This window comes from Gottfriedia acidiceleris (assembly GCF_023115465.1).
GTDB lineage: Bacteria > Bacillota > Bacilli > Bacillales > Bacillaceae_G > Gottfriedia > Gottfriedia acidiceleris_B.
Genome location: NZ_CP096034.1, coordinates 3,905,045 through 3,926,076 on the forward strand (window position 1 = coordinate 3,905,045; position 21,032 = coordinate 3,926,076).

17 protein-coding genes and 3 riboswitches are annotated in these 21,032 nt (G+C 32.2%); of the genes, 6 read left to right on the forward strand and 11 right to left on the reverse strand.

The features are described from left to right. Positions 1 to 177 precede the first annotated feature (177 nt). The 9 genes from MY490_RS18475 to MY490_RS18515 all read right to left on the reverse strand — a co-directional run bounded on the left by MY490_RS18475 (position 178) and on the right by MY490_RS18515 (position 12,479). Positions 178 to 999: an MBL fold metallo-hydrolase gene (locus MY490_RS18475; protein ID WP_248266983.1), complete on the reverse strand. Its 822-nt coding sequence runs from the start codon at positions 997 to 999 to the stop codon at positions 178 to 180. Between the two features lie 153 nt (positions 1,000 to 1,152). Beyond that, positions 1,153 to 1,629, reverse strand: coding sequence for a YbaK/EbsC family protein (locus MY490_RS18480; protein ID WP_248266984.1), 477 nt, complete (start codon positions 1,627 to 1,629; stop codon positions 1,153 to 1,155). Positions 1,630 to 1,710: 81 nt separating this feature from the next. Beyond that, the gene (locus MY490_RS18485) at positions 1,711 to 2,709 is read right to left on the reverse strand and encodes an MBL fold metallo-hydrolase (protein ID WP_248269423.1); all 999 of its coding nucleotides are present in this window, start codon (positions 2,707 to 2,709) and stop codon (positions 1,711 to 1,713) included. Between the two features lie 226 nt (positions 2,710 to 2,935). Further along, a complete protein-coding gene (locus MY490_RS18490; protein ID WP_248266985.1) occupies positions 2,936 to 5,521 on the reverse strand; it encodes a metallophosphoesterase in 2,586 nt (861 codons plus the stop codon). Next, positions 5,518 to 6,804, reverse strand: coding sequence for a class I SAM-dependent methyltransferase (locus tag MY490_RS18495; protein ID WP_248266986.1), 1,287 nt, complete (start codon positions 6,802 to 6,804; stop codon positions 5,518 to 5,520). The genes MY490_RS18490 and MY490_RS18495 overlap by 4 nt, the downstream gene beginning before the upstream one ends. Before the next feature lie 146 nt (positions 6,805 to 6,950). Next, positions 6,951 to 7,412 carry a 6,7-dimethyl-8-ribityllumazine synthase gene (ribH, locus tag MY490_RS18500; RefSeq protein WP_097976649.1) on the reverse strand — a complete coding sequence of 154 codons (462 nt, stop codon included), beginning with the start codon at positions 7,410 to 7,412 and terminating at the stop codon, positions 6,951 to 6,953. An 18-nt stretch (positions 7,413 to 7,430) separates the two neighbouring features. After that, complete coding sequence (locus tag MY490_RS18505) at positions 7,431 to 8,624, reverse strand: bifunctional 3,4-dihydroxy-2-butanone-4-phosphate synthase/GTP cyclohydrolase II (RefSeq protein WP_097976650.1); 1,194 nt, start codon at positions 8,622 to 8,624, stop codon at positions 7,431 to 7,433. Between the two features lie 12 nt (positions 8,625 to 8,636). Then, positions 8,637 to 9,284, reverse strand: a complete 648-nt coding sequence (ribE, locus tag MY490_RS18510) for a riboflavin synthase (protein WP_097976652.1) — start codon at positions 9,282 to 9,284, stop codon at positions 8,637 to 8,639. Positions 9,285 to 9,616: 332 nt separating this feature from the next. Beyond that, positions 9,617 to 9,764: riboswitch (FMN riboswitch) on the reverse strand. A 1,449-nt stretch (positions 9,765 to 11,213) separates the two neighbouring features. Then, on the reverse strand, positions 11,214 to 12,479 hold the full coding sequence (locus tag MY490_RS18515; protein ID WP_248266987.1) for an APC family permease: 1,266 nt from the start codon (positions 12,477 to 12,479) through the stop codon (positions 11,214 to 11,216). Positions 12,480 to 12,610: 131 nt separating this feature from the next. Between MY490_RS18515 and MY490_RS18520 the strand changes: the two genes are divergently transcribed. Then, positions 12,611 to 13,510: a LysR family transcriptional regulator gene (locus MY490_RS18520; protein ID WP_248266988.1), complete on the forward strand. Its 900-nt coding sequence runs from the start codon at positions 12,611 to 12,613 to the stop codon at positions 13,508 to 13,510. Between the two features lie 217 nt (positions 13,511 to 13,727). On the opposite strand, the gene MY490_RS18525 is transcribed toward MY490_RS18520, so the two are convergent. Continuing rightward, positions 13,728 to 14,687: a LacI family DNA-binding transcriptional regulator gene (locus MY490_RS18525; RefSeq protein WP_248266989.1), complete on the reverse strand. Its 960-nt coding sequence runs from the start codon at positions 14,685 to 14,687 to the stop codon at positions 13,728 to 13,730. A 336-nt stretch (positions 14,688 to 15,023) separates the two neighbouring features. Between MY490_RS18525 and MY490_RS18530 the strand changes: the two genes are divergently transcribed. From MY490_RS18530 to MY490_RS18550, 5 genes are all read left to right on the forward strand, one after another. Next, a complete protein-coding gene (locus tag MY490_RS18530) occupies positions 15,024 to 15,203 on the forward strand; it encodes an H-type small acid-soluble spore protein (protein WP_056471502.1) in 180 nt (59 codons plus the stop codon). A gap of 422 nt (positions 15,204 to 15,625) precedes the next feature. Further along, the gene (locus MY490_RS18535) at positions 15,626 to 17,032 is read left to right on the forward strand and encodes a branched-chain amino acid transporter BcaP (protein ID WP_248266990.1); all 1,407 of its coding nucleotides are present in this window, start codon (positions 15,626 to 15,628) and stop codon (positions 17,030 to 17,032) included. A 178-nt stretch (positions 17,033 to 17,210) separates the two neighbouring features. Further along, on the forward strand, positions 17,211 to 17,471 hold the full coding sequence (locus MY490_RS18540; protein WP_248266991.1) for a hypothetical protein: 261 nt from the start codon (positions 17,211 to 17,213) through the stop codon (positions 17,469 to 17,471). 174 nt (positions 17,472 to 17,645) lie between these two features. Then, positions 17,646 to 17,777, forward strand: coding sequence for a YjcZ family sporulation protein (locus tag MY490_RS18545; RefSeq protein WP_097976661.1), 132 nt, complete (start codon positions 17,646 to 17,648; stop codon positions 17,775 to 17,777). 401 nt (positions 17,778 to 18,178) lie between these two features. After that, positions 18,179 to 18,358: a small acid-soluble spore protein H gene (locus MY490_RS18550; RefSeq protein ID WP_248266992.1), complete on the forward strand. Its 180-nt coding sequence runs from the start codon at positions 18,179 to 18,181 to the stop codon at positions 18,356 to 18,358. Positions 18,359 to 18,608: 250 nt separating this feature from the next. Here MY490_RS18550 and thiC read toward each other — a convergent pair whose 3' ends face one another. Next, positions 18,609 to 20,387 (reverse strand): phosphomethylpyrimidine synthase ThiC, encoded by a 1,779-nt coding sequence (gene thiC, locus MY490_RS18555; protein WP_248266993.1) that lies wholly within the window; start codon positions 20,385 to 20,387, stop codon positions 18,609 to 18,611. A gap of 137 nt (positions 20,388 to 20,524) precedes the next feature. Next, positions 20,525 to 20,639, reverse strand: a riboswitch (TPP riboswitch). A 234-nt stretch (positions 20,640 to 20,873) separates the two neighbouring features. Further along, a riboswitch (TPP riboswitch) is annotated at positions 20,874 to 20,983 on the forward strand. Positions 20,984 to 21,032 lie beyond the last annotated feature (49 nt).

The window sequence follows — 21,032 nt, forward strand, 5'->3', positions numbered from 1 at the left end:
CGTGATTTTTAACTATTTTAGGGATTCATTTTATAATTCAATTAGCTAATTAAAAATTAAAATATAAATAAAGTTATTTAGATAAACGATGGAATGTTCTAAGTAAGATTGTAAGATACCTAAAACACAAAAAAGAACCAAACAGAGTTGGTCCTTTTTTCGTAGATTAACTGTCAATTAAGTATCAAATAATATACCATCCAATGCTTCAATATATCTTTTAGCAGAATTAGAGACAACGAGCTTTGCATTCTCTTTTACAATCCCATGAAATGCATTATAAATTCTATCAAATGTTAACTTCTCTACGGCTAATGATATCTCTTTTACTTTTTTTGCTGGTAATGGAATTAAATTAGGATAACTGTACATAAAACTTACCCAATTTGGATCTGCAACTACTTGAATAATATCTCCTGTTAACAGTATTCCTTTTTGCTCATTTCCAGCTTTCCATTCTAATACTGCCCCACCTTTAAAGTGCCCGCCTAATCGATGAATTTGAATTTCTTTGTAAAGCTCCAACGATTCGCCAGACCAAAAAATAATTTTATCACTTTTTCTCGTGACCCACTCTTGATCATCTTCATGTATGTATACAGGTACATCAAATCTTTCAGCCCATTCAATTTGACTAGAGTAATAGTGTGGATGTGATAGAGCAATCGCATTGATTCCTCCTAACCTCATAATTTCTTCTATCGTCTTCTCATCTAGATAAGTAACACAATCCCATAAAACATTAAACCCTTTATTCTTAATAAGATAGGCAGTTTGACTAATCCCAAACTTAGGGCTCGTTACAATACTATATAAATTTTCTTCTTCAAAGCGAATAATATTTTGATAGTTTTGTTCTTTCATTAATTGTAATGTTGTCCAACTTTGACCATTTGGATTGATGTATTGTCTTTCTTCAGAACAAATTATGCAGTAATCAGGAGGATCAATAGACTTGTTATACTGAACGCCACAAGTCGTACAAATAAATTTGAACATTTACTTATTCATCTCTCTTTCCCTCTAATTTAGTCTGACGTATTTCACATTGATTTAAAGGTAAAAATTACCAATACAAATAGACACATTTAAGTATAGTAAATCAATAACTGATTTATTACACTTGAATGTGCCTAAATGATTTCTGTTCTATTATTTAATTTTTACTACTTTACCTTTTGTCATTTCAATTAATTCATTTGGTGTTAACTGAAAAATTGCTTTTGGATGACCAGCAGCAGCCCATACTTCTTTATACTGTAATAGATCCTCATCTATAAATGTCATTACTTGGTTTTTATGACCGATTGGTGATACCCCTCCAATTACGAATCCTGTTTGTTCACGCACGAAATCAGCATCTGCTTTAGCTAGTTTATCATTCATTATTTTCTCGATTTGTTTCTCATTTACACGGTTTATTCCACTTGCTACGATTAGGACAGGACTATTTGAGCTTTCTAATTTAAAGATAATAGACTTTGCTATTTGAGCTACTTCACAATTTAATGCATCCGCTGCTTCCTGAGCAGTTCTTGCACTATTTGGTAGTTCAATCACTTTATTTGAATAACCTAACTCAAAAATTAAATCTTGTACTATTTTTGCACTTTCTTTTAATGCTTCCATTAACATCACTTCCCTAAAAAATTGATTTTTTATTTATTCAATAATAAAATGTACAATCCTGCTTTTTTTCAAATAAATAAACTACTTCCACCAAATTGATTTAGGATATTCACCTGTACTTATATTAATTGTTTCTCCAATTTTAGGTGTGGCATACTTTACCTCATTTTCTTTAGCAGCCTTCACAACCCGTTCAATTGGCTCATTCCAGTCATGAAATGCTAATGTAAAAGCACCAAAATGAATTGGAACAAGAACTTCACCTTTTACATCAATAAAAGCCTGAACTGTTTCTTCTGGCAGCATATGGATTGCAGACCATCGTTTATCATATTGACCACATTCCATTAATGCATAATCAAACGGTCCATACTTTTCCCCTATTTCCTTAAAATGAGGTGCATAACCGCTATCTCCACTAAAGTAAATTTTCGTTTTCCCACCAATGATGACCCACGAACACCACAATGTACTGTTACGATCAGTTAAATTTCTTCCTGAAAAATGTCTTGCAGGAGTACAAGCTAAAGTTAATTGATCAAATTTAAATTCATCCCACCAGTTATGTTCAGAAATACTCTCTTTTGATACTCCCCAACTCACCAAGTGACTCCCTACACCAAGAGGAACAATAAATCGATCAACTTTTTGTTTGATTTTTTTTATCGTACCGTAATCTAAATGGTCATAATGATCATGCGATAATATGACAGCATCTATTTTTGGTAATTCACTGATCTCAATTGGTAAACCGCCACTATATCTTTTACCACCAAATTGCGGAAACGGGGTTGGTGCGTTCCCAAACATTGGATCAATTAAAATATTTTTTCCATCGATTTGAATTAATAAAGCTGAATGTCCAAACCAAGTAATTTTTGAGTCGTTATTTTTCGAATGCAAAAATGAAACGTCCATTTTTTCCATTGGAATCTTTTCTTTAGGCGTACGATTGGGATTTATCTTAACAAAGTCTCTAACCATAGAAACATTTGTTTTGAAATCCATACTCATACTCGTAGGGATTTGGTTTATAAACTTACCATTTTTGTAATGCTCTAAAGCATAAAATGACTGCATTTTATCCTTTGAATATTTCTTCCCAAAATGAGGATATGTATTTAAAAACATTGTTATTATGATAACTAGCAATACTAAAATTAGTAAAAATAACATTTAATTTCTACCTCCAAATTAACTTTTACTAAATTTTACACTACCACAAATTTAGAAGATTAAACAAATATTCAGATTGCTTTTTTTTAATGAAAAAACACCTTTTATGATTCATAAAAGGTGTTTCATTTTATAGTCTAGGATCGATTTCTTTTGCCTGCTGTTCTTCGAATAATTTATTTGCAATTAATTGTTTATACTGCTCATTATCATTTGAGATTGAAGATAGTGGATATTCTAACATCTTTTGCCCTAAAACATAATCTTTAATTGAGGCATTTATCTTCTTATTGATCCGCTTTTGTTTGATTAACTTCTGATATTTATGTTCTAATTTATAATCATATCCATAAACAAGCGTTAAATAATCAGCGTTTCTAACCTTCAAGAATGGAGCACTATTGAAAGATTTATGGTTAGGTTTTATGACTACACCTTCCATTTTTCTAGTTGTCGTTAGCGTTTCATAATAATGATTAGCTTTTTCAAAGTAATGTTCATCATCCAATGAAAGAACTAAATAATCGTCACCCGATACGAGTGAGAAAATTTCAGCAGTACTTAATGAAGGTAATTTTTCCTCACCATTTTCATAAACCATTTTTAAGAGATTAAATGGCTTATACTCTATTTCTGATTTCGCTCCATATATTCTCAGTTGCTCATCATAAATATCTAATAACTCTTCATGCTTTTTAATCGGTACGTACGACTTTAATGTTTCTTTTACTACACTAAATGTTGAATAGTCATTATGACCATATTTATTCGTTAATATTTGTTTCGTAGTATGATTTACTTCATCATGAAAATCCGTTTGCTCATATCTAGAGATCAGTTTGTTAAAATGCTCATCAAATCCAGTCTCTTTTAATATGCTTAATTCAGACCTTAATGATTTTGATAAGACATTAAATTTACCTTCTATTAATCCCGTGCCTAATACGATCCAAGGTAGTAACTCTCCATCTAGAATTAAAGTTCTAATATTCTCTTTTTCCATAAAGCTACCTAATCGCTCTAATAGAATTGAATACACGCCCGAAAGATCAACATTTTTTACACGATATCCATTCCGACTGACTGCATAACATTCTTCAATTTTTTTAGAAAAATAGATATTACATCTTGAACCCATATACTTTGGTTGAAGTACAACTTCTTGAACCTTTTTATCTTTAAAGTATTGTAGTCCTTGCTTTAAAGACTCTAAATCATTCGCATTTGTATCCTTATCAGCCGGACTCATCGTACCAGAAATATAATTAATTGAATTTTTTAATACATAATTGAGACGTCGTTTATCTCTTTGATCCAATTCATTTAGATTGATACTTTTTTCTCTTCCTTTGAATAATTCTGGTAATTCTTCTTTATTCACGACATCCTCATCAACTGAAGGAACACTATACAAATATGGGTTATTTGAATATATTCTAATACTAGTCAGCTGATTCCCACTAGCAGCACCAGTATCAATTCCATATTTATTCTTAATACGAATTAATTTCTTACTCGCAACATGACCAAATACATGATAAGGCTGATTTGAAACAGCTTCCTCAGCTAAAAATTGTAATTGCTCCTGAATCGGTTTATTACGATCAATTCGGAATGAACGTTGATGGCGTAATGAATTATTATCCATTTTTCCAATATATTTCTTTTTACATGGAGCATGAGTAATATAATATGAAGGAAAGTCTTCACCTATATAGTGATAAAACTCCTTACTTTCATTAACCAGCTCTAAAAACTTAACTTGGAGCCCTTCATCTTTTTCCAACGTTTTAATAGAAGTAAAGTATGTTTCGACTAAGCTCTGATCAATCGAAGAATCTTTTAATTGACCTAATAAATACTTACTAACAAAATTTTCATGATTTCCTTTTATAAAATAAAACCATTTGCGGTTTGAATAAATGAACTCAATTATTTCTTTAACTTTGTTCCCTTTATCAATCCAATCTCCTACTAATAGTATGCGGTGATTACTACTTTTCTCTGATTCTATTATTTGATTATTTTGAACCGTGAAACCAGCTTTCGATAATAGCTTTTGAAATGTGAGAACCTGTTCATGAATATCCCCTACGATTGTATATTTGTATTTTGTAGGCAGCTTTCGAGAAATATACTCCTCCATATTATCCACTTTAATCTCAAATTCAGTCGGATTAAGAAAATTCTTCTGACGAATACGATGTATAATTCGATAATTACTTCTTTTTATATTTGGAATTACTTCTGTTCGAAGACGTCTTACATGATTATCAATTAATTTCTTTGATCGGTCTGAAGAATAGTACTCACGTATATTTTTATAGTCAAATAATACTAAATCAACATTATATGAATTTTGATTTGCGATCTCTACAACTTGATCACGGAATGATTCTGATAGTCCAGTTGTATCGACAATTACAAATTCTGCATTAATTGGGAATGTTGTAACCATCTTTAATTTAGTAAATAGTAATTCAAATGCTTGTTCACTCGCCTCGAGCATAATCGTACTATGTTTATCAAAATCTTCCCCTAATATTTCTCGTCTAATATCATCAGATGATAAATACTGTATATTTGTTTTATAATTTCTCGACTCGTCTCTATAAGATAAAGATGGAATTAAAATTTTTTTTGCAAAAGTCGATTTTCCACATTCACTAGAGCCTACTAAAAGAAAAATCGTATGAACATTTGTTGAGATTTTCATTCCTGATGCTCCTTTACTTTTTGCTTCGTTATAACAACTGCCTGAGAAAGTGAGATTCCGTCTACACGATCTCCTACATCCGAGAATGTATACGTATATGTCGTATTACTTAAGATTGAATCAATCCATTTAACGAAATCTTCTTTTGTCATTTCCCATTTATGATCATCATGCCTAAATCCATCTAATTGGTATAGATTATTAAACTCTGCATTTGGAGTCGTTATGATGAAATTCTCAAAATTAACATAAGATAGTACGCTCTTTATTAAATTGGTAGCATCCTTAACACTCATATGTTCAACAACTTCAGTTAGCAATACATCAACATTCAAATCGTTGTCGTAAAACTCTAGAAAGTGAGATAAAGACTCATAGATTGCAATATTTTCAATCACTTTGTTATTTATTTTATATTTCAATCGTTCTCTTATTTCGGCATCAATATCAATTGCGAAATAATCATACTCACTGATTTTTTGACTATAAGGAATTGCATACGCTCCCTCACCACAACCAATATCAAGAATAGAACGCTCAAATTTTAACTGTTCTGAAATCCACTCTTGACGCTGTCTTGCAGTATTTCCAAATTTAAAATTGATATCATAATGATTTGTTTTTTCAAGTTCATTTTTAAATGCAAGAAATTTTTTACGACTATTTAACACATTTCTATTAAATAAATAACGTATATAATAAGGTGCATCAATGACTTGCATACTAGTTATATATTTTCGTATAACATCGTCTGTAAAATCGATATACTCATCTGAAACGATGCTCAAGAAAACGCATAGCACTGTCGTATAGTGAATTAACTCATGAATTGTTTTTGTTGTACGAATACGTAGCTGATAAGTTTTACTAGCTAACTCTTCAAAGGTTAGATCAAATTCATTTAAATGCCTCTGAAAGAAGTTTAAGTAACTAACGTTTTTCACATGAATAGCATTAATCAATACGCTATTTTCATATTCATTCTGATCTTTTTCATGTAATTTTTTGAATGCTGAAGAAAAGAATGTGTTGATTGCATTTAAAGGGAATAGGGTTGAACAATATCTTGTCGTATTTAAGTATTCAAACATTTCCTCTGCTTGTTCTTTATACGAAATTTCATTATCAGCATCTTTAAAATAAATATTATATGTATCTTCTGTAGAATACCACGCAAACGCGTTTCCCTTCCTAATTGTCTTAATACTCATCCCAGAGCTTGGATTTTTTGCAATTATATAGGAAAAATCAGGGTTATTTGATTTTAACTGAAAAATAGCCACTTGAGTGAATCACCCTTTCTTTTTGAATTATCAAATTATTAATCTTATTTTAACATGGAATTTCTAATAGATTATTGGTAATTTAATAAAAAAAAGAGAGGTAAAATTCACCTCTCCTTAACCAGTTTCTTCTATTATATATATACTTAGTTTAAAGTTCTTAATAAATTAGCCATCTCAATTGCCGAAATACCAGAATCCCAACCTTTATTACCAGCTTTCGTTCCCGCTCTTTCAATTGCTTGTTCAATATTTTCTGTCGTTAATACACCAAAAATAACAGGGATACCAGTTTGTAGAGTAATAGCTGCAACCCCTTTTGCCACTTCGTTACATACGTAATCATAATGAGTAGTTGCCCCACGAATAACTGTTCCAAGCGTAATAATCGCATCGTATTTTTTTGAATCTGCTAGTTTTTTTGCAACTAATGGAATTTCAAATGCTCCAGGTACCCAAATAACATCAACGTCTGATTCTTCTACACCATGACGATATAGTGCATCTTCTGCACCACCAAGTAGTTTTGATGTAATAAATTCATTAAAACGTCCTACAATTACAGCAACTTTAAGTCCAGATCCTACTAAATTTCCTTCAAATTTCATCTTAATCTCTCCCATTTTTTAATAGTGTAATAAATGTCCCATTTTTTCAATTTTAGTAATTAAATATTTTTCGTTTTCCATTTTCATCTCAGTTTGAATTGGCACTCGATTATTAATCTGTATTCCGTGAGATTTTAACGCATCTATTTTAACTGGATTATTAGTTACTAAATCTATACTCTCAATGCCTAAATCTTTTATAATTTGAGCACTTATCGCATAATCTCTTAAATCTGAATCAAATCCTAAGTTTAAATTTGCTTCAACAGTATCAAAGCCTTCTTCCTGTAACTTATATGCTCGTAACTTATTAAGTAAGCCAATTCCTCTACCTTCTTGTCGCATATAAACAATTACACCTTTTCCAGCTTCTTCAATCATCGATAATGTAGATTGCAACTGCGGTCCGCAATCACAACGACATGAGCCAAATACATCACCTGTTAAACATTCCGAATGAATACGTACAAGTACTGGTTCACCATCGTCAACTTTACCTTTTACAATCGCAATATGCTCTTTACCATCGATCTCATTTGTATAACCAATCATCTTAAAATCACCAAAATCAGTTGGTAATTTAATTTCAACTTCTCTTTTTACAAGTTGTTCAGTTTCTTGTCTATAATGAATTAAATCTTTAATTGTTATCATTTTTAAATTAAACTTGTTTGCGATTTTGATTAAATCGGGTACTCTTGCCATAGTTCCGTCGTCATTCATAATTTCACAAATAACACCAACTTCTTTCGATCCGGCCATTCGAGCTAAATCTACTGCCGCTTCAGTATGTCCCGGTCTCTCAATAACGCCTCCGTTTTTAGCGACTAGAGGAAACATATGCCCAGGTCTTCTAAAATCTGCTCCAGTTGATTCATCATTTAACATTTGTAAAACAGTATGTGAACGCTCAAATGCTGAGATACCAGTAGTAGAATCGATATGATCAATACTTACCGTAAAGGCAGTTCCATGTGAATCTGTATTGTTTGTTACCATTTCATATAAATCCAGTTTTTTGGCTATCTCTTCAGAAACAGGTGCACATATTAAACCCCGACCATGTGTTGCCATAAAATTTATATTTTCAGGAGTTGCAAATTCTCCGATAACAACAAAATCGCCTTCATTCTCTCTATCTTCATCATCACAAACAATAATAATTTTTCCATTTTTCAAATCTTCAATTGCTTCTTCTATTTTAGAGAACATGAGCTTACTCCTTTATATATAGCCATTTTGAGATAAAAATGAAGTTGTTATTGCAGAACTCTTTTTCGTCTCATTCATACCAAGCATTTTTTCAACATACTTACCTAATAAATCAAACTCAATATTAACAACGTCTCCCGTTTTTTTACTGCCTAAGATGGTATGTGATCGGGTATGAGGAATTAAAGAGATTGTTACAATATCAGTTTCAACTTCAAATATTGTTAAACTTGTACCATCAATCGTTATACTGCCTTTTTGTAGGCAATATTTAGCAAACGAACTTGGAATAGTAATTTTATACATTACTGCGTTTTCCATTGCATTTACAGATATAATTTTACCTGTGCCATCAATATGACCAGATACAATATGTCCACCAAACCTTCCATTTGCAGCCATTGCCCGCTCTAAATTTACTTTTTGGTTTGAAACCAAAGTACTTAGATTCGACGCTTGAAACGTTTCAGGCATGACATCAACAGAAAATTCATTTTTAGTAAAATCCGTAACGGTTAAACACACTCCATTTACAGAGATACTATCTCCTAAATGAACATCCTCTAAAATGACTGGTGCCTCAATTGTTAGCAATAAAGTTTTACCTTTTTTTACGATATTTTTTACTGTTCCTATTTCCTCAACGATTCCAGTAAACAAGTTTTTTCACCTCATTTCGAAAAAGCATATTACATTCCAGCCCGATAAATGACTTTGTAAGATCCATCTCTAATTTTATAAATAGTTGATCCACCTTATCACACCCTCTAATTCAAATTAATTTGAAAAAGTGAAAAGCCCCTTAGAGAAAACTCCTAAGGGGCAATAGATGTTTAAGAAAGGAAGCATACTTAAATAAACGCTAGTTCAATATGAGTCTATTTAAAGACAGTACTATAGCGTCTATTGTTGTACATACAAAATATGCACAACGAACTAAGCCTATATGGATAGTATTTTTGAAAAAACAAATAACCAGACCATATATGCACTCCATCCTTCTCCCATCCAGACTATACTGTCGGCTCTAGATTCTAACTAGATCAGCAACATATAAAAAATCTATATGAAGCTCACGGGCTTAGTATATAAATATACAACACCGCCGGTTGGGAATTTCACCCGACCCCGAAGGACACTAATTATCAAATTTGGTTTCATTATAACTAGCAATTATTTGATTGTAAAGATTTTAAGATTCTATTTTTTTTTAAATCGAACTGATTGAAAAGAAAATAAAAGTAAAAAACCTTATAAAATATGGAAAATTTCTTACTCTATTTCGTTAAAAAATATTTTATTTTTTTATCTAATAATTTAATCATCTTGCTTTATATATTTTTTTGCAACGAATACAAAAGTGAATAAATATTAATAATAAAGTAATTTCGGAAATCTTGAATTTGATAGTTAATTTAGAAAGTAAGACTTATAGATTCCGAAATTATATAAAATTAGCCGAATTAATAATACATTTGAATTCGTTTTTTATTTGTATTGTTTATTTAAACCAAAGAGTCATACACTCCTCTTAATAATGCTCCTAAAATACTTAACAATTCCAATTATAAATGCGCTTTCCTTTATATCAGAAATAGAAATAATTAAACCTTATAACTACAAAATAATATATAATCCTAAAATAATAAAAGACCCTTCATCCGTACTAAAAAGCCGATAATTAAATTGAAATAAACAGCTTCATCTTATACCAAACTGAAAAGTGTTGTGGAATTCCAGTAGATCTCCTTTTAGAAAAAATAATAATAAATATGCGGTATGTGTAATTATTATAAAAAAGTTAGTTTTTTTTAAAGAAACTTCTTTTAATAGAAGTTTCACGCTGTTGAAAAACACCTTGTCAATTAAATTACCAAATTTTCGTAAAAGGAGTAGAGTGATGTTGATTTCCACTACATGGTGCTCGCTTTCCATGGGGCGAGACCTGAGCCTCCTCGGCAAGCCGAGGCCACTGAAAAAGTAAATTTTGATCAAATTTTGCTTTTTACGAAAAATCAATTCCCATAAAAACCTCGATTTTTATAGATAAAGTGGGGATGACACATTAAGTTTTAACCCATTTTTGAGACAAAAGTGGGGATGGAAATTTTAGGGAATTGAACTTTTTCAAAAATCATAGAGTTATTCAGCGGCCTAGGCAAGCCTGCGGGGTCTCAGCCTTCCCGCTAATCCCATAGGAGTCGATCACCCCTCCGTTCCAATCAACTTATACAATTAAAAAAAGTCTGTAATTAAATACTAGTCAAATAGCCTTTACTTAGAGTAATCTAACTGTTGTATATTAATCAGCTTGTAGATCAATTAATACCGAACAATTGTTAAACTAAACTATAAAATTTGTTCCCTAAAAAAGCCCATCATATTTTTAACTTCTAAAAAAAATCATTACTAGTGTTATTCGAATAATAAATTGCTCAAACACTTTTACATTTAAAACCATTAAAAAATCATTCAAAAAATGCTAATTTTATCATTATTAAATGTTCATTTAAAGTCCGTTTCCCTATTGACGACTTTATATTTCAACACTCTGAAACTTCTTTTAATAGAAGTTTCCTTTCTAATCCATTATTTATTTCCAACTTGTAGAATTTTTTCATGTTGTTTTGAATGTCTTTTTTGTAGCCAAATAAAGTACACTGAAACTACTATGATCAATATTAAAATGATCGGCGAGGAAAAAGAAAGTATTCCTAAAAAGCAAATTGCTAGTATACATGAACCGATTTTAAAAATTACGGAATCAAATAATCGTAAACATGCTAATACTCCTAGTAAAGCGTTGCATAAGAAGAATGCATTTGCAATTGCTACAAGTGTTTGAATGCTTAGGAAATCATTAAAATAAAGAATAAATACAATTATGTGAATGACAAACAAACTAAATAATGATCGAGTTGCCACATTATTTCTATTTTTAAAAGAAAGCCATGAAGGCAATAAACCGTTTTTGGCTTGATCGGCGATTAGCCTTGATACTGCTCCTATTACTAGCAGAACCGTACTAATACAAAGTGCAATTGTAATGGATGAAATAATTGGAGTTGACCAACTTCCAAATAAACTTTGTAGTAACGGTGCTAATGATTGATCCATCATATTTCCATTTTTAGAATGAATCCACTGGAAAGCAAATGCAACTGTTAGACTTACTATTGCTATAATCGAGAAACTTAAGACTACTGCTCTAGGAATTGTTCGTTCTGGAGTTTTTACTTCTAAAGAATAGCTACCGATGACCTCCCACCCGATTAAGGCCCAAAATAATAAAAGTAAACTTTCTCCAAAATTAGAAACAGTAATCGGATTCGATAAAGTAAAGCTCCCATCAACTGTAAATAATGTATGAATACTGCCAACTATAAGCGTCACTACAATGAAACTAGACATAAAAAAGGCAAATTTTCCAACATCGGCAATGCTTCGAGTTAAAATGATATAAACAAAACATAGGATTCCTAAAGCTAGCCACTTTTCATTGAAGAAACTTTGATTTGTCAGTAGTTGTAAGTAATGTCCTGCCGTACCTGTAACTGCTATTGGCCCAAAACAAACTGCAAGTAAAAAGAAAATAGCTGAAAGGTTTTTTAGTTGTGTACCAAATGCACGTTCAACTGCCAATGGTACTCCAGAATCTCCTGGAATCAACAAACTTAGCTTACCAAACATTAGTGCAAATATTAAACTTAAACCAAGCATTAGAACCCATGCAAAAATAGCATAATTACCAGCAGTTTCATACACTGCAGGCGGTAAAATGATAATTCCCGAACCTAAAATAGGTCCAATCATTAACCCGCTGAGCAAAAGAAAACCAATTTTTCGATTCCTCATTAATATCCCCCCAATAGTTATTGAAAAAAATTGTAATCTCGTATACTTTAATTATATGAACCGACTTAACATCGGTAAAATGAATAATTATGATATAACTCATCGGTAAATCCGATACTTAGGAGGTTATAATGGAAATCCGTCATTTAATTACGTTTAAGTCAATTGTAGATATGGGCGGGTTCTCAAGAGCTGCCGTCCATCTCGGATATGCACAATCTACAGTTACTGCACATATACAATCACTTGAGCAAGAATTAGGAGTCCCTTTATTTGACCGATTAGGTAAAAAGGTACATCTGACTGAGGTCGGTGAGAACTTTTTAGTTCACGCAATCGAAATGATTCAGCTCTATACAAAAGCAAAAGATGTATTTCAGATGGAAAATGAAGAAGTATCCACGTTAAAGATTGGAGCTCCTGAATCTTTAACAATCTACCGTCTTCCACAAATTATCCAAGCTTTTCGATCACAATACCCGAAAGTAAATATTATAATGAAATCTGGTTCATGTTGGGAATTACAAGATGAATTACGTCGAGGAGATTTGGATATTGGCTTCTTACTACAGGCTCCATTAACTGATTCAGATTTATATACGGAAACACTAATTGAAGAACCACTTGTCATTTTACTACCTCCATCTTCTGATACTAGAACACTTTCATCTTTTACACTAAATGCGAATGAAAATATAATTCTCACCGAACAAGGTAGTTATCGTGATTATTTTGAAGCATTTTTAAGAAGTAAAGGTATTGCAACTGAGTCTGGAATGGAATTTTGGAGTGTTGAGGCAATTAAACAATGTGTCATGTGCGGACTTGGTATATCCATACTCCCACTCATAGCAGTTCAAAATGAAATGCAGCAAAAAAAACTAAAAGTCATAAATTGGGATACAAATTTAGGAAGTGTATCTACAATCATGTCTTGGCATAAAAATAGATGGCAATCACGTGCTGCTAGAAAATTTATGGAAGTTGTTAGAGATCAGTCATCTTTATGGAATCAGTCTATCAAAATCTAGTTTCTAATAAGTTATTACTTGGGAGTTATAAGCTTAGAAAGAAGTCTTTAGTATTGTTTAGTACTGGTCATTTCTCGGCCTATTGTAATTCATTTACTCTATCATTCATGTGTGACTTTATTTGCAGTTATCCAGATTTTAATTGCAGATTTGCCTTTTTTATTTGCACTTCCCATACAACGACACGAAAAAAAGCTAGCGCTAACTAGCTTTTTTATTATACAGTCTGCCGCTCAATTAATTTAATCGCTATCTCCTCTTGATTAATTACAGAATTAATCGCTTGTATAAAAAGTTTCCTCCCTATTTCCCGTAATGGAATTTCGACTGTTGTTAACTTCATTACTTTAGCAATTGGTTGATTATCGAACCCAATTATCGCTAGATCATGAGGAATAGCTATTCCACGATCATTACAGCAAGTCTGCACACCCGCTGCCACTTGGTCACTTGTTACTAACAAAGCTGTTGGTCTCTCTTTTAAATTTAATAAAGACTGGACAATTCTTTCACCATCTTCAAAATAGTAACAATTATCGAATACAAAATCCTTATTTAGTGCTTCATTATATTTACTATGAAAATCAATATAGGCTGATTCTCTTTGTTTACTATTCTTACCTGTTCTACGACCAATACTATAACCTATTTTCCGATGACCTTTTTGATATAAATATTCTAAAGCAATCATGAAACAATTGTATTGATCTATAAATGTTGAGGAAACCCCCGTATTTCTTGTATCTTCAAATATGACAATTTGTCCATATTGCTTATAATTCTCGATCATTTCAATTGAACAAACTCTAGAACAAATAATGAGTGAATCTATTTGTTTATGCTGCAGCATCTTTAAAGCCTCAATTTCTCGCTTCACCTCATAATTTGATTGAAATAGTACTAACTTATAATTATTTTTTATCGCTTCGTTAGCAATTCCATCAATTAGCAATCCAAAGTATGGATGTTGCGAGAACGGAATAACCACTCCAATTAGATTCGTTTTTCCTTTGCTTAAATTGACTGCATTTTGATTTCGTTGATAATTTGTTAACTCAATTGCATTTAAAACTGCTTTTCTTTTTTCCTCACTAACGTATGGTTTATCATTTAAAACTCGTGAGACTGTTGTAACCGAAACGCCGGCAATCCTCGCAATTTCTTTAATATTAGACATTTTCTCACCTTTTTCTAAACTTTTTCTTGCTCTGAAACTAGTTCCATACTTTACGATGTTCTCATCATAAAAAGGAGGTACGAATATGCAAATACTTTTTGGTTTACTTTGTTTACTATTTATGTGTTGTTCAATTTTATTTTTCGCTTTTTTTGCTATCATACAACAAGAAAAGAAACGAGTTAAGTAATGTAGGCAAATCTTAAAACAATTGCTCCAACAATTTTCCTCCCTATAATATTACATAATCCTTTAAAAAAGCTCCTATTTTCCATGAATACTCTCACTTTACTATGTAAATAATAATATAGGTTAGTAATTAAAGGAGGTATTATGATGGATACTGAAAGAGCATTAGAAATCGTAGCAGCACCTGGTATGATAAATGTAACTTGCGATGGAGTACCTGTTTATATTCAGCATGTTAATAAAAATGAGGGCACAGCAAGAATTTATCCTCTTGATCAACCACAAAATGATAAAGAAGTATCATTAAGTCACTTAAAAGAACATTAAATGATAGAAAAGACCCAAAAATAAACCTCCATCAAGGAGGTTTATTTCATTTTTGGGAAAAAAGCCCAATTATCTAACTATTTTGTCTGATTTCAACTGAAACCTTTAGGAATATAAAGATTAATGAGTGCAGTATTACTTATGGCATAACGATTAACTAGTTTATTTTTACTAAACGACTAGGTATTGGGTAATAAGTCGAATTTACTACTTACTTTAAAAAAAAATGAAAAAAAAGTCGAAAAATTATTTGAAAATTTCTATAAGTGTGTTATCATAAAAATCACTTAAGAGACAAATTGAAATATTACTTCGTAGCTAATTGTCAGAATTTTCTATTTTTTGAGGTAAAATTAGAAAATAATAAACTTTCTAAATAGAAAATTAAAAAACTACTAAAAATAGGATTAGAGGAGGCTCATATGAATTTATTTCGAAAAAAATCAGTTTCAACCGGATCGCCTAGTTCACTTAAACAAGTTCTAGGAGCGTTTGATCTTACAATGTTAGGAATCGGTGCCATCATCGGTACAGGTATATTCGTTTTAACTGGTGTAGCAGCAGCTGATTACGCTGGTCCAGCACTTATTCTTTCATTTATTATCGCAGGTTTAGCTTGTACATTTGCTGCACTTTGTTACTCTGAATTTGCATCTATGATTCCAGAGGCTGGTAGTGCTTACACTTATAGTTATGTTGCTTTCGGTGAAGTCATTGCTTGGATATTAGGTTGGGATATGGTACTAGAGTATGGACTTGCTTCTTCAGCAGTGGCAAGTGGATGGTCTGGCTATTTCCAAAGTTTATTACATGGTTTTGGAGTAAACCTTCCAACAGCTTTAACAAGTGCATTTGATCCATCTAAACATACTTTTATTGATTTACCGGCAGTAATCATTGTTTTACTTGTAACGTTCATTCTTACTAGAGGTGTTAGAGAATCAGCAAAACTTAACACGATCATGGTAATAGTAAAATTAGCAGTAGTAGCACTTTTCATCGTAGTTGGTGTTTGGTACGTTGAACCGCATAACTGGACTCCATTTATGCCAATGGGATTCCATGGGGTTACAGCTGGTGCTGCAGTAGTAGTATTTGCTTACTTTGGATTTGATGCAGTATCAACTGCAGCTGAGGAAGTTAAAAACCCTCAGCGTAACTTACCAATCGGTATTATCTCTGCTTTAACAATTTGTACAATCTTATATATTGTCGTTTCATTAATTCTTACTGGTATCGTTCCTTTTGATCAATTAGGTGTTAAAGACCCTGTTGCTTTTGCACTAGCATTTATTCACCAAGATTGGGCTGCGGGTTTCATTTCACTTGGCGCAATCATCGGTATTACAACTGTATTAATCGTAATGATGTTTGGACAAACTCGTCTATTCTATGCAATCAGTAAAGATGGTTTATTACCAGGTAAATTATCAAAAGTTAATAAGAAAACTTCAGTTCCTATAACAAGCACTTGGGTAACTGGCGGACTAGTTTCTTTATTCGCTGGCTTAATTCCATTAAACAAATTAGCTGAATTAACAAATATCGGTACTCTATTCGCTTTCTCTGCTGTTTCTCTTGGTATTCTTGTATTAAGAAAAACTCGCCCAGACTTAAAACGTGGATTTAAAACGCCTTGGGTACCAGTAGTACCAGTATTAGCAGTTGTATTCTGTGTATATTTAATGCTACAACTTTCATCATTTACTTGGAAAGGTTTCGTAGTTTGGTTAGTAATCGGTTTAGTAATTTATATCACATACGGATATAAAAATTCTAAACTAAATAGTAAAAATAAGTTTGATAAGGATTCAAATCAAACTGCATAAGTAATGAAATCCCACTATAGTAACCTATAGTGGGATTTTTTTTGTTAGTTACATATTTTGATTAACAATCTAGAATAATTATAGATATCCAAATCAACAAACTTTACAAAAACAGATTTACTTTATGATATGATACGACTTAAGAAAATTTATTTTCGAATGAACAGGAGCTGTTAAAATGTTCCCATTAAAAAATTATTATGAATCATTTATTAAAAAGGATCTTATTGGATTGAAAAGAGAGATCGCATTAAAACGACTAAGTAATTTACTTGCTTGTCAAAAGATTAGTAAAGATACCAAGGAAGTTGTACATATTCGTTATTTTACTTGTACCGAAACACTTCAGCCCACTGACACTTATTTAGGTACAATAGCTGTGAAGTTTCAAAATGGTTATGTAGTTGAAACAGCAATCTCACTTCCTAAGGAAAAATAATTCATTTATTAAAACTTACTTCTAGGTAAAAGCCTAATTACACTATAGACTAGTTTCATAGTTGGCAAAAAAACATACGATACATTATCCACCTCTCCTAATTGTAATTTTTCAATTAGCTGCATGACCCTAAGGGAATTTTCCCTTAAATATCGTATGAAGGAGGTCACATGTATGAGTACTGGACATCACGGACACCATCTTAACGGTTTTGCTTTAATCGTTGTTCTGTTTATCTTATTAATCATTGTTGGAGCAGCTTGCTGGTCTGGACATGACGGATATGGATATGGTCACCACTGGTAATCATTAAAAACTATAAAACTCCTGTTAAATTTTAACAGGGGTTTTTTTTTAATCCATTAAGAAACTAGTGCTTGCTTAGAATGAATTGTAGTGATATGTACTGAACTTTTTAAGTCGAACCATTTTTCTATTCCAAGGTAAGGATCTTAAACTTAACACTAAACTCGATTTAAAGAAAGTAAAATTCCAAAAGCGCTTGTATATACAGTTAAACTTATTAAGTTCATATTACCGGAAAGAATGAAAATTAATATGCATAAATAGACAAAATAAAACAGAAGGAAGAATAAAAAATTTTAAATATATGGCATGTTTTTTAAGATAAATTTTAAATGAATACCCAATCACACCACGGTTAATAATATGTTAGGTTTCTATTTTTAGTTTAGAGGAGGTTATGTATGAATAAGCAACGAGCTCAAGAAATTGCTTCTTCTGCTGTAATGGCTAATGTTACATATAATGGAGTGCCAATTTATATTCAACATGTTGATGAAGCAAATGAAACTGCTAGAATCTATCCGCTAGGTCAACCAGATCGAGAGGAAGATGTTTCAATCAATAGTTTGTCAGAACATTAATTCTTGAATAACAAAAAACAAACCTCTTAGTTTTTGAGGTTTGTTTTCGTATTGTTTCTCCAGATTACCAACATAAGCTTTCAATTAAACTGCATTTAAGGCATTCTTGTATCGTATCTTTTTTCTGGAAATCGTGTACACAGTTTTTTTGAATTGTGCTCAATTCGATCTTTAACTGATTCATATTTCTTTCTAAATACTTTATTTCTTTTATGATTTCTTCTACCCTATTCATATAAGGCTCACACCCTTATTGATAGATTTCTCCGCCTTGTTTTCTAAATTCAAGTGCTTTTTCTTTCATGCCTTCTTCGATGATTGAATCATTCTGAAGTTCTTCTTGTTTAACTAAATCTCGAATATCTTGAGAGATTCTCATACTACAGAATTTTGGACCACACATTGAACAAAAATGTGCTGTTTTAGCTCCTTCAGCAGGTAATGTTTCGTCGTGATATTCAATTGCTCTTTCAGGATCTAGGGAAAGGTTAAACTGATCACGCCATCTAAATTCAAATCTTGCTTTTGAAAGTGCGTCATCTCTTTTTTGTGCACCAGGGTGTCCTTTTGCTAAGTCAGCTGCATGTGCTGCTATTTTGTATGTAATAACACCTACTCTTACATCTTCCTTATTTGGAAGGCCTAAATGCTCTTTCGGAGTTACATAACAAAGCATTGCAGTACCAAACCAACCAATCATTGCTGCACCGATCGCTGATGTAATGTGATCGTAGCCAGGCGCGATATCAGTCGTTAACGGTCCTAATGTATAAAACGGTGCTTCCTGACAAATTTCTAATTGTTTATCCATATTTTCTTTAATTAAGTGCATCGGTACATGTCCCGGTCCTTCAATCATAACTTGAACATCGTGTTTCCATGCAATTTTCGTTAACTCACCTAGTGTTTCTAACTCAGAAAACTGTGCTTCGTCATTTGCATCGGCGATTGAGCCTGGTCTCAGTCCATCTCCTAAAGAGAATGTTACGTCATAACGCTTCATAATTTCACAAATTTCTTCAAAATGAGTATATAAAAAATTCTCTTTATGATGAGCTAAACACCACTGAGCCATAATAGACCCTCCACGAGATACAATTCCAGTCACTCGTTTTGCAGTTAATGGGATATAGCGTAATAACACACCCGCGTGAATCGTAAAATAGTCTACCCCTTGTTCAGCTTGCTCAATTAGAGTATCTCTAAACACTTCCCAGCTTAAATCTTCAGCAATTCCATTGACCTTTTCAAGCGCCTGATAAATCGGAACTGTCCCTACTGGTACCGGTGAGTTTCGGATAATCCATTCACGTGTTGTATGAATATTCTTCCCGGTTGAAAGATCCATCATCGTATCTGCTCCCCAACGAGTAGCCCATGTCATTTTTTCTACTTCTTCTTCAATTGAGGACGTGACGGCTGAATTACCTATATTGGCGTTTATTTTCACATGAAAATTACGTCCGATGATCATTGGCTCACTTTCAGGGTGATTAATATTCGATGGAATGACAGCCCTTCCTTTTGCAACTTCATCACGAACAAATTCAGCTGAAACATTCTCTCGAATCGCAATAAATTCCATTTCAGGTGTTATAATCCCTTTACGAGCATAATGCATTTGAGTAATATTTCCATTATCCTTTGCACGTAACGGTTTTCTTTTTAACCCTTTAAACACCTCAACATTATGTTGATCTGACTCTTTTCTATATCCATTATCTTCAGGCTTTATTTCACGCCCTTCATACTCTTCAACATCATTTCGTTCGATTACCCAGTTTTGTCTAATCGCCTTAAGTCCCATTCGAATATCAACTGAGCTAGCTGAATCTGTGTAAGGTCCGCTAGTGTCGTAAACTCTTACTGGAGCATTCTCTTCTTCGCCAAAAGTGCCAGTTGTTGGACTTAATTGAATCTCACGCATTGGCACCTTAATGTCAGGTCTAGACCCTTCAACATACACCTTCTTACTCCCTGAAAAACTAGACATGATGGAAAAATTCATTTCATTTACAGAATTGTTCATTTGATTTCATTCCCCTTTTTAATTAGTTTAAAAAGGACGAAATCCAATTCATTTAAAGCATGAAAAAAAGCCGAAATCTTATTTTTAAGACCCGGCTAAGTGTTAGCAAAACTACATTAACAATTATGAAATCATTAATGAGAAATTTCTAACTTCCCCACGCTGGTATGAACCAGATCAGGTCCTGAGGGTTAAGAAACTTATTCGCGTTTCTCTCTCAGCCCAACTAATTGGACACCCCTAGTCAATCTATTAAATTGTTCAAACTAAATATAAACCCACAAATTTAAAATGTAAATGTTTTTATTCCCCTAAATTTTTACAGAAATTCCAAATTAAAAAAATTATTGGTTTTTTTATCCCCTAAAAATACTTGATTTCACTATATCTCAAGCCCAATTTCTAGTAAATAATTAGACTAGTAAAAATAAATTTAGTATTGAATATTATTTTTTATATGCTATGCTAAGATTAATTTTCATACATATTCATCACTAGGGGATCCCTTGATAAGGGCTGAGAATAAAGTAGTTACTTTTAAACCCTCAAAACCTGAACAGGCTAGTACCTGCGTAGGAAAGTGGCGCATTTTATACTTTTTCACGTGCGATGTAACCACTTTCTTTTTTTAGGAAAGTGGTTTTT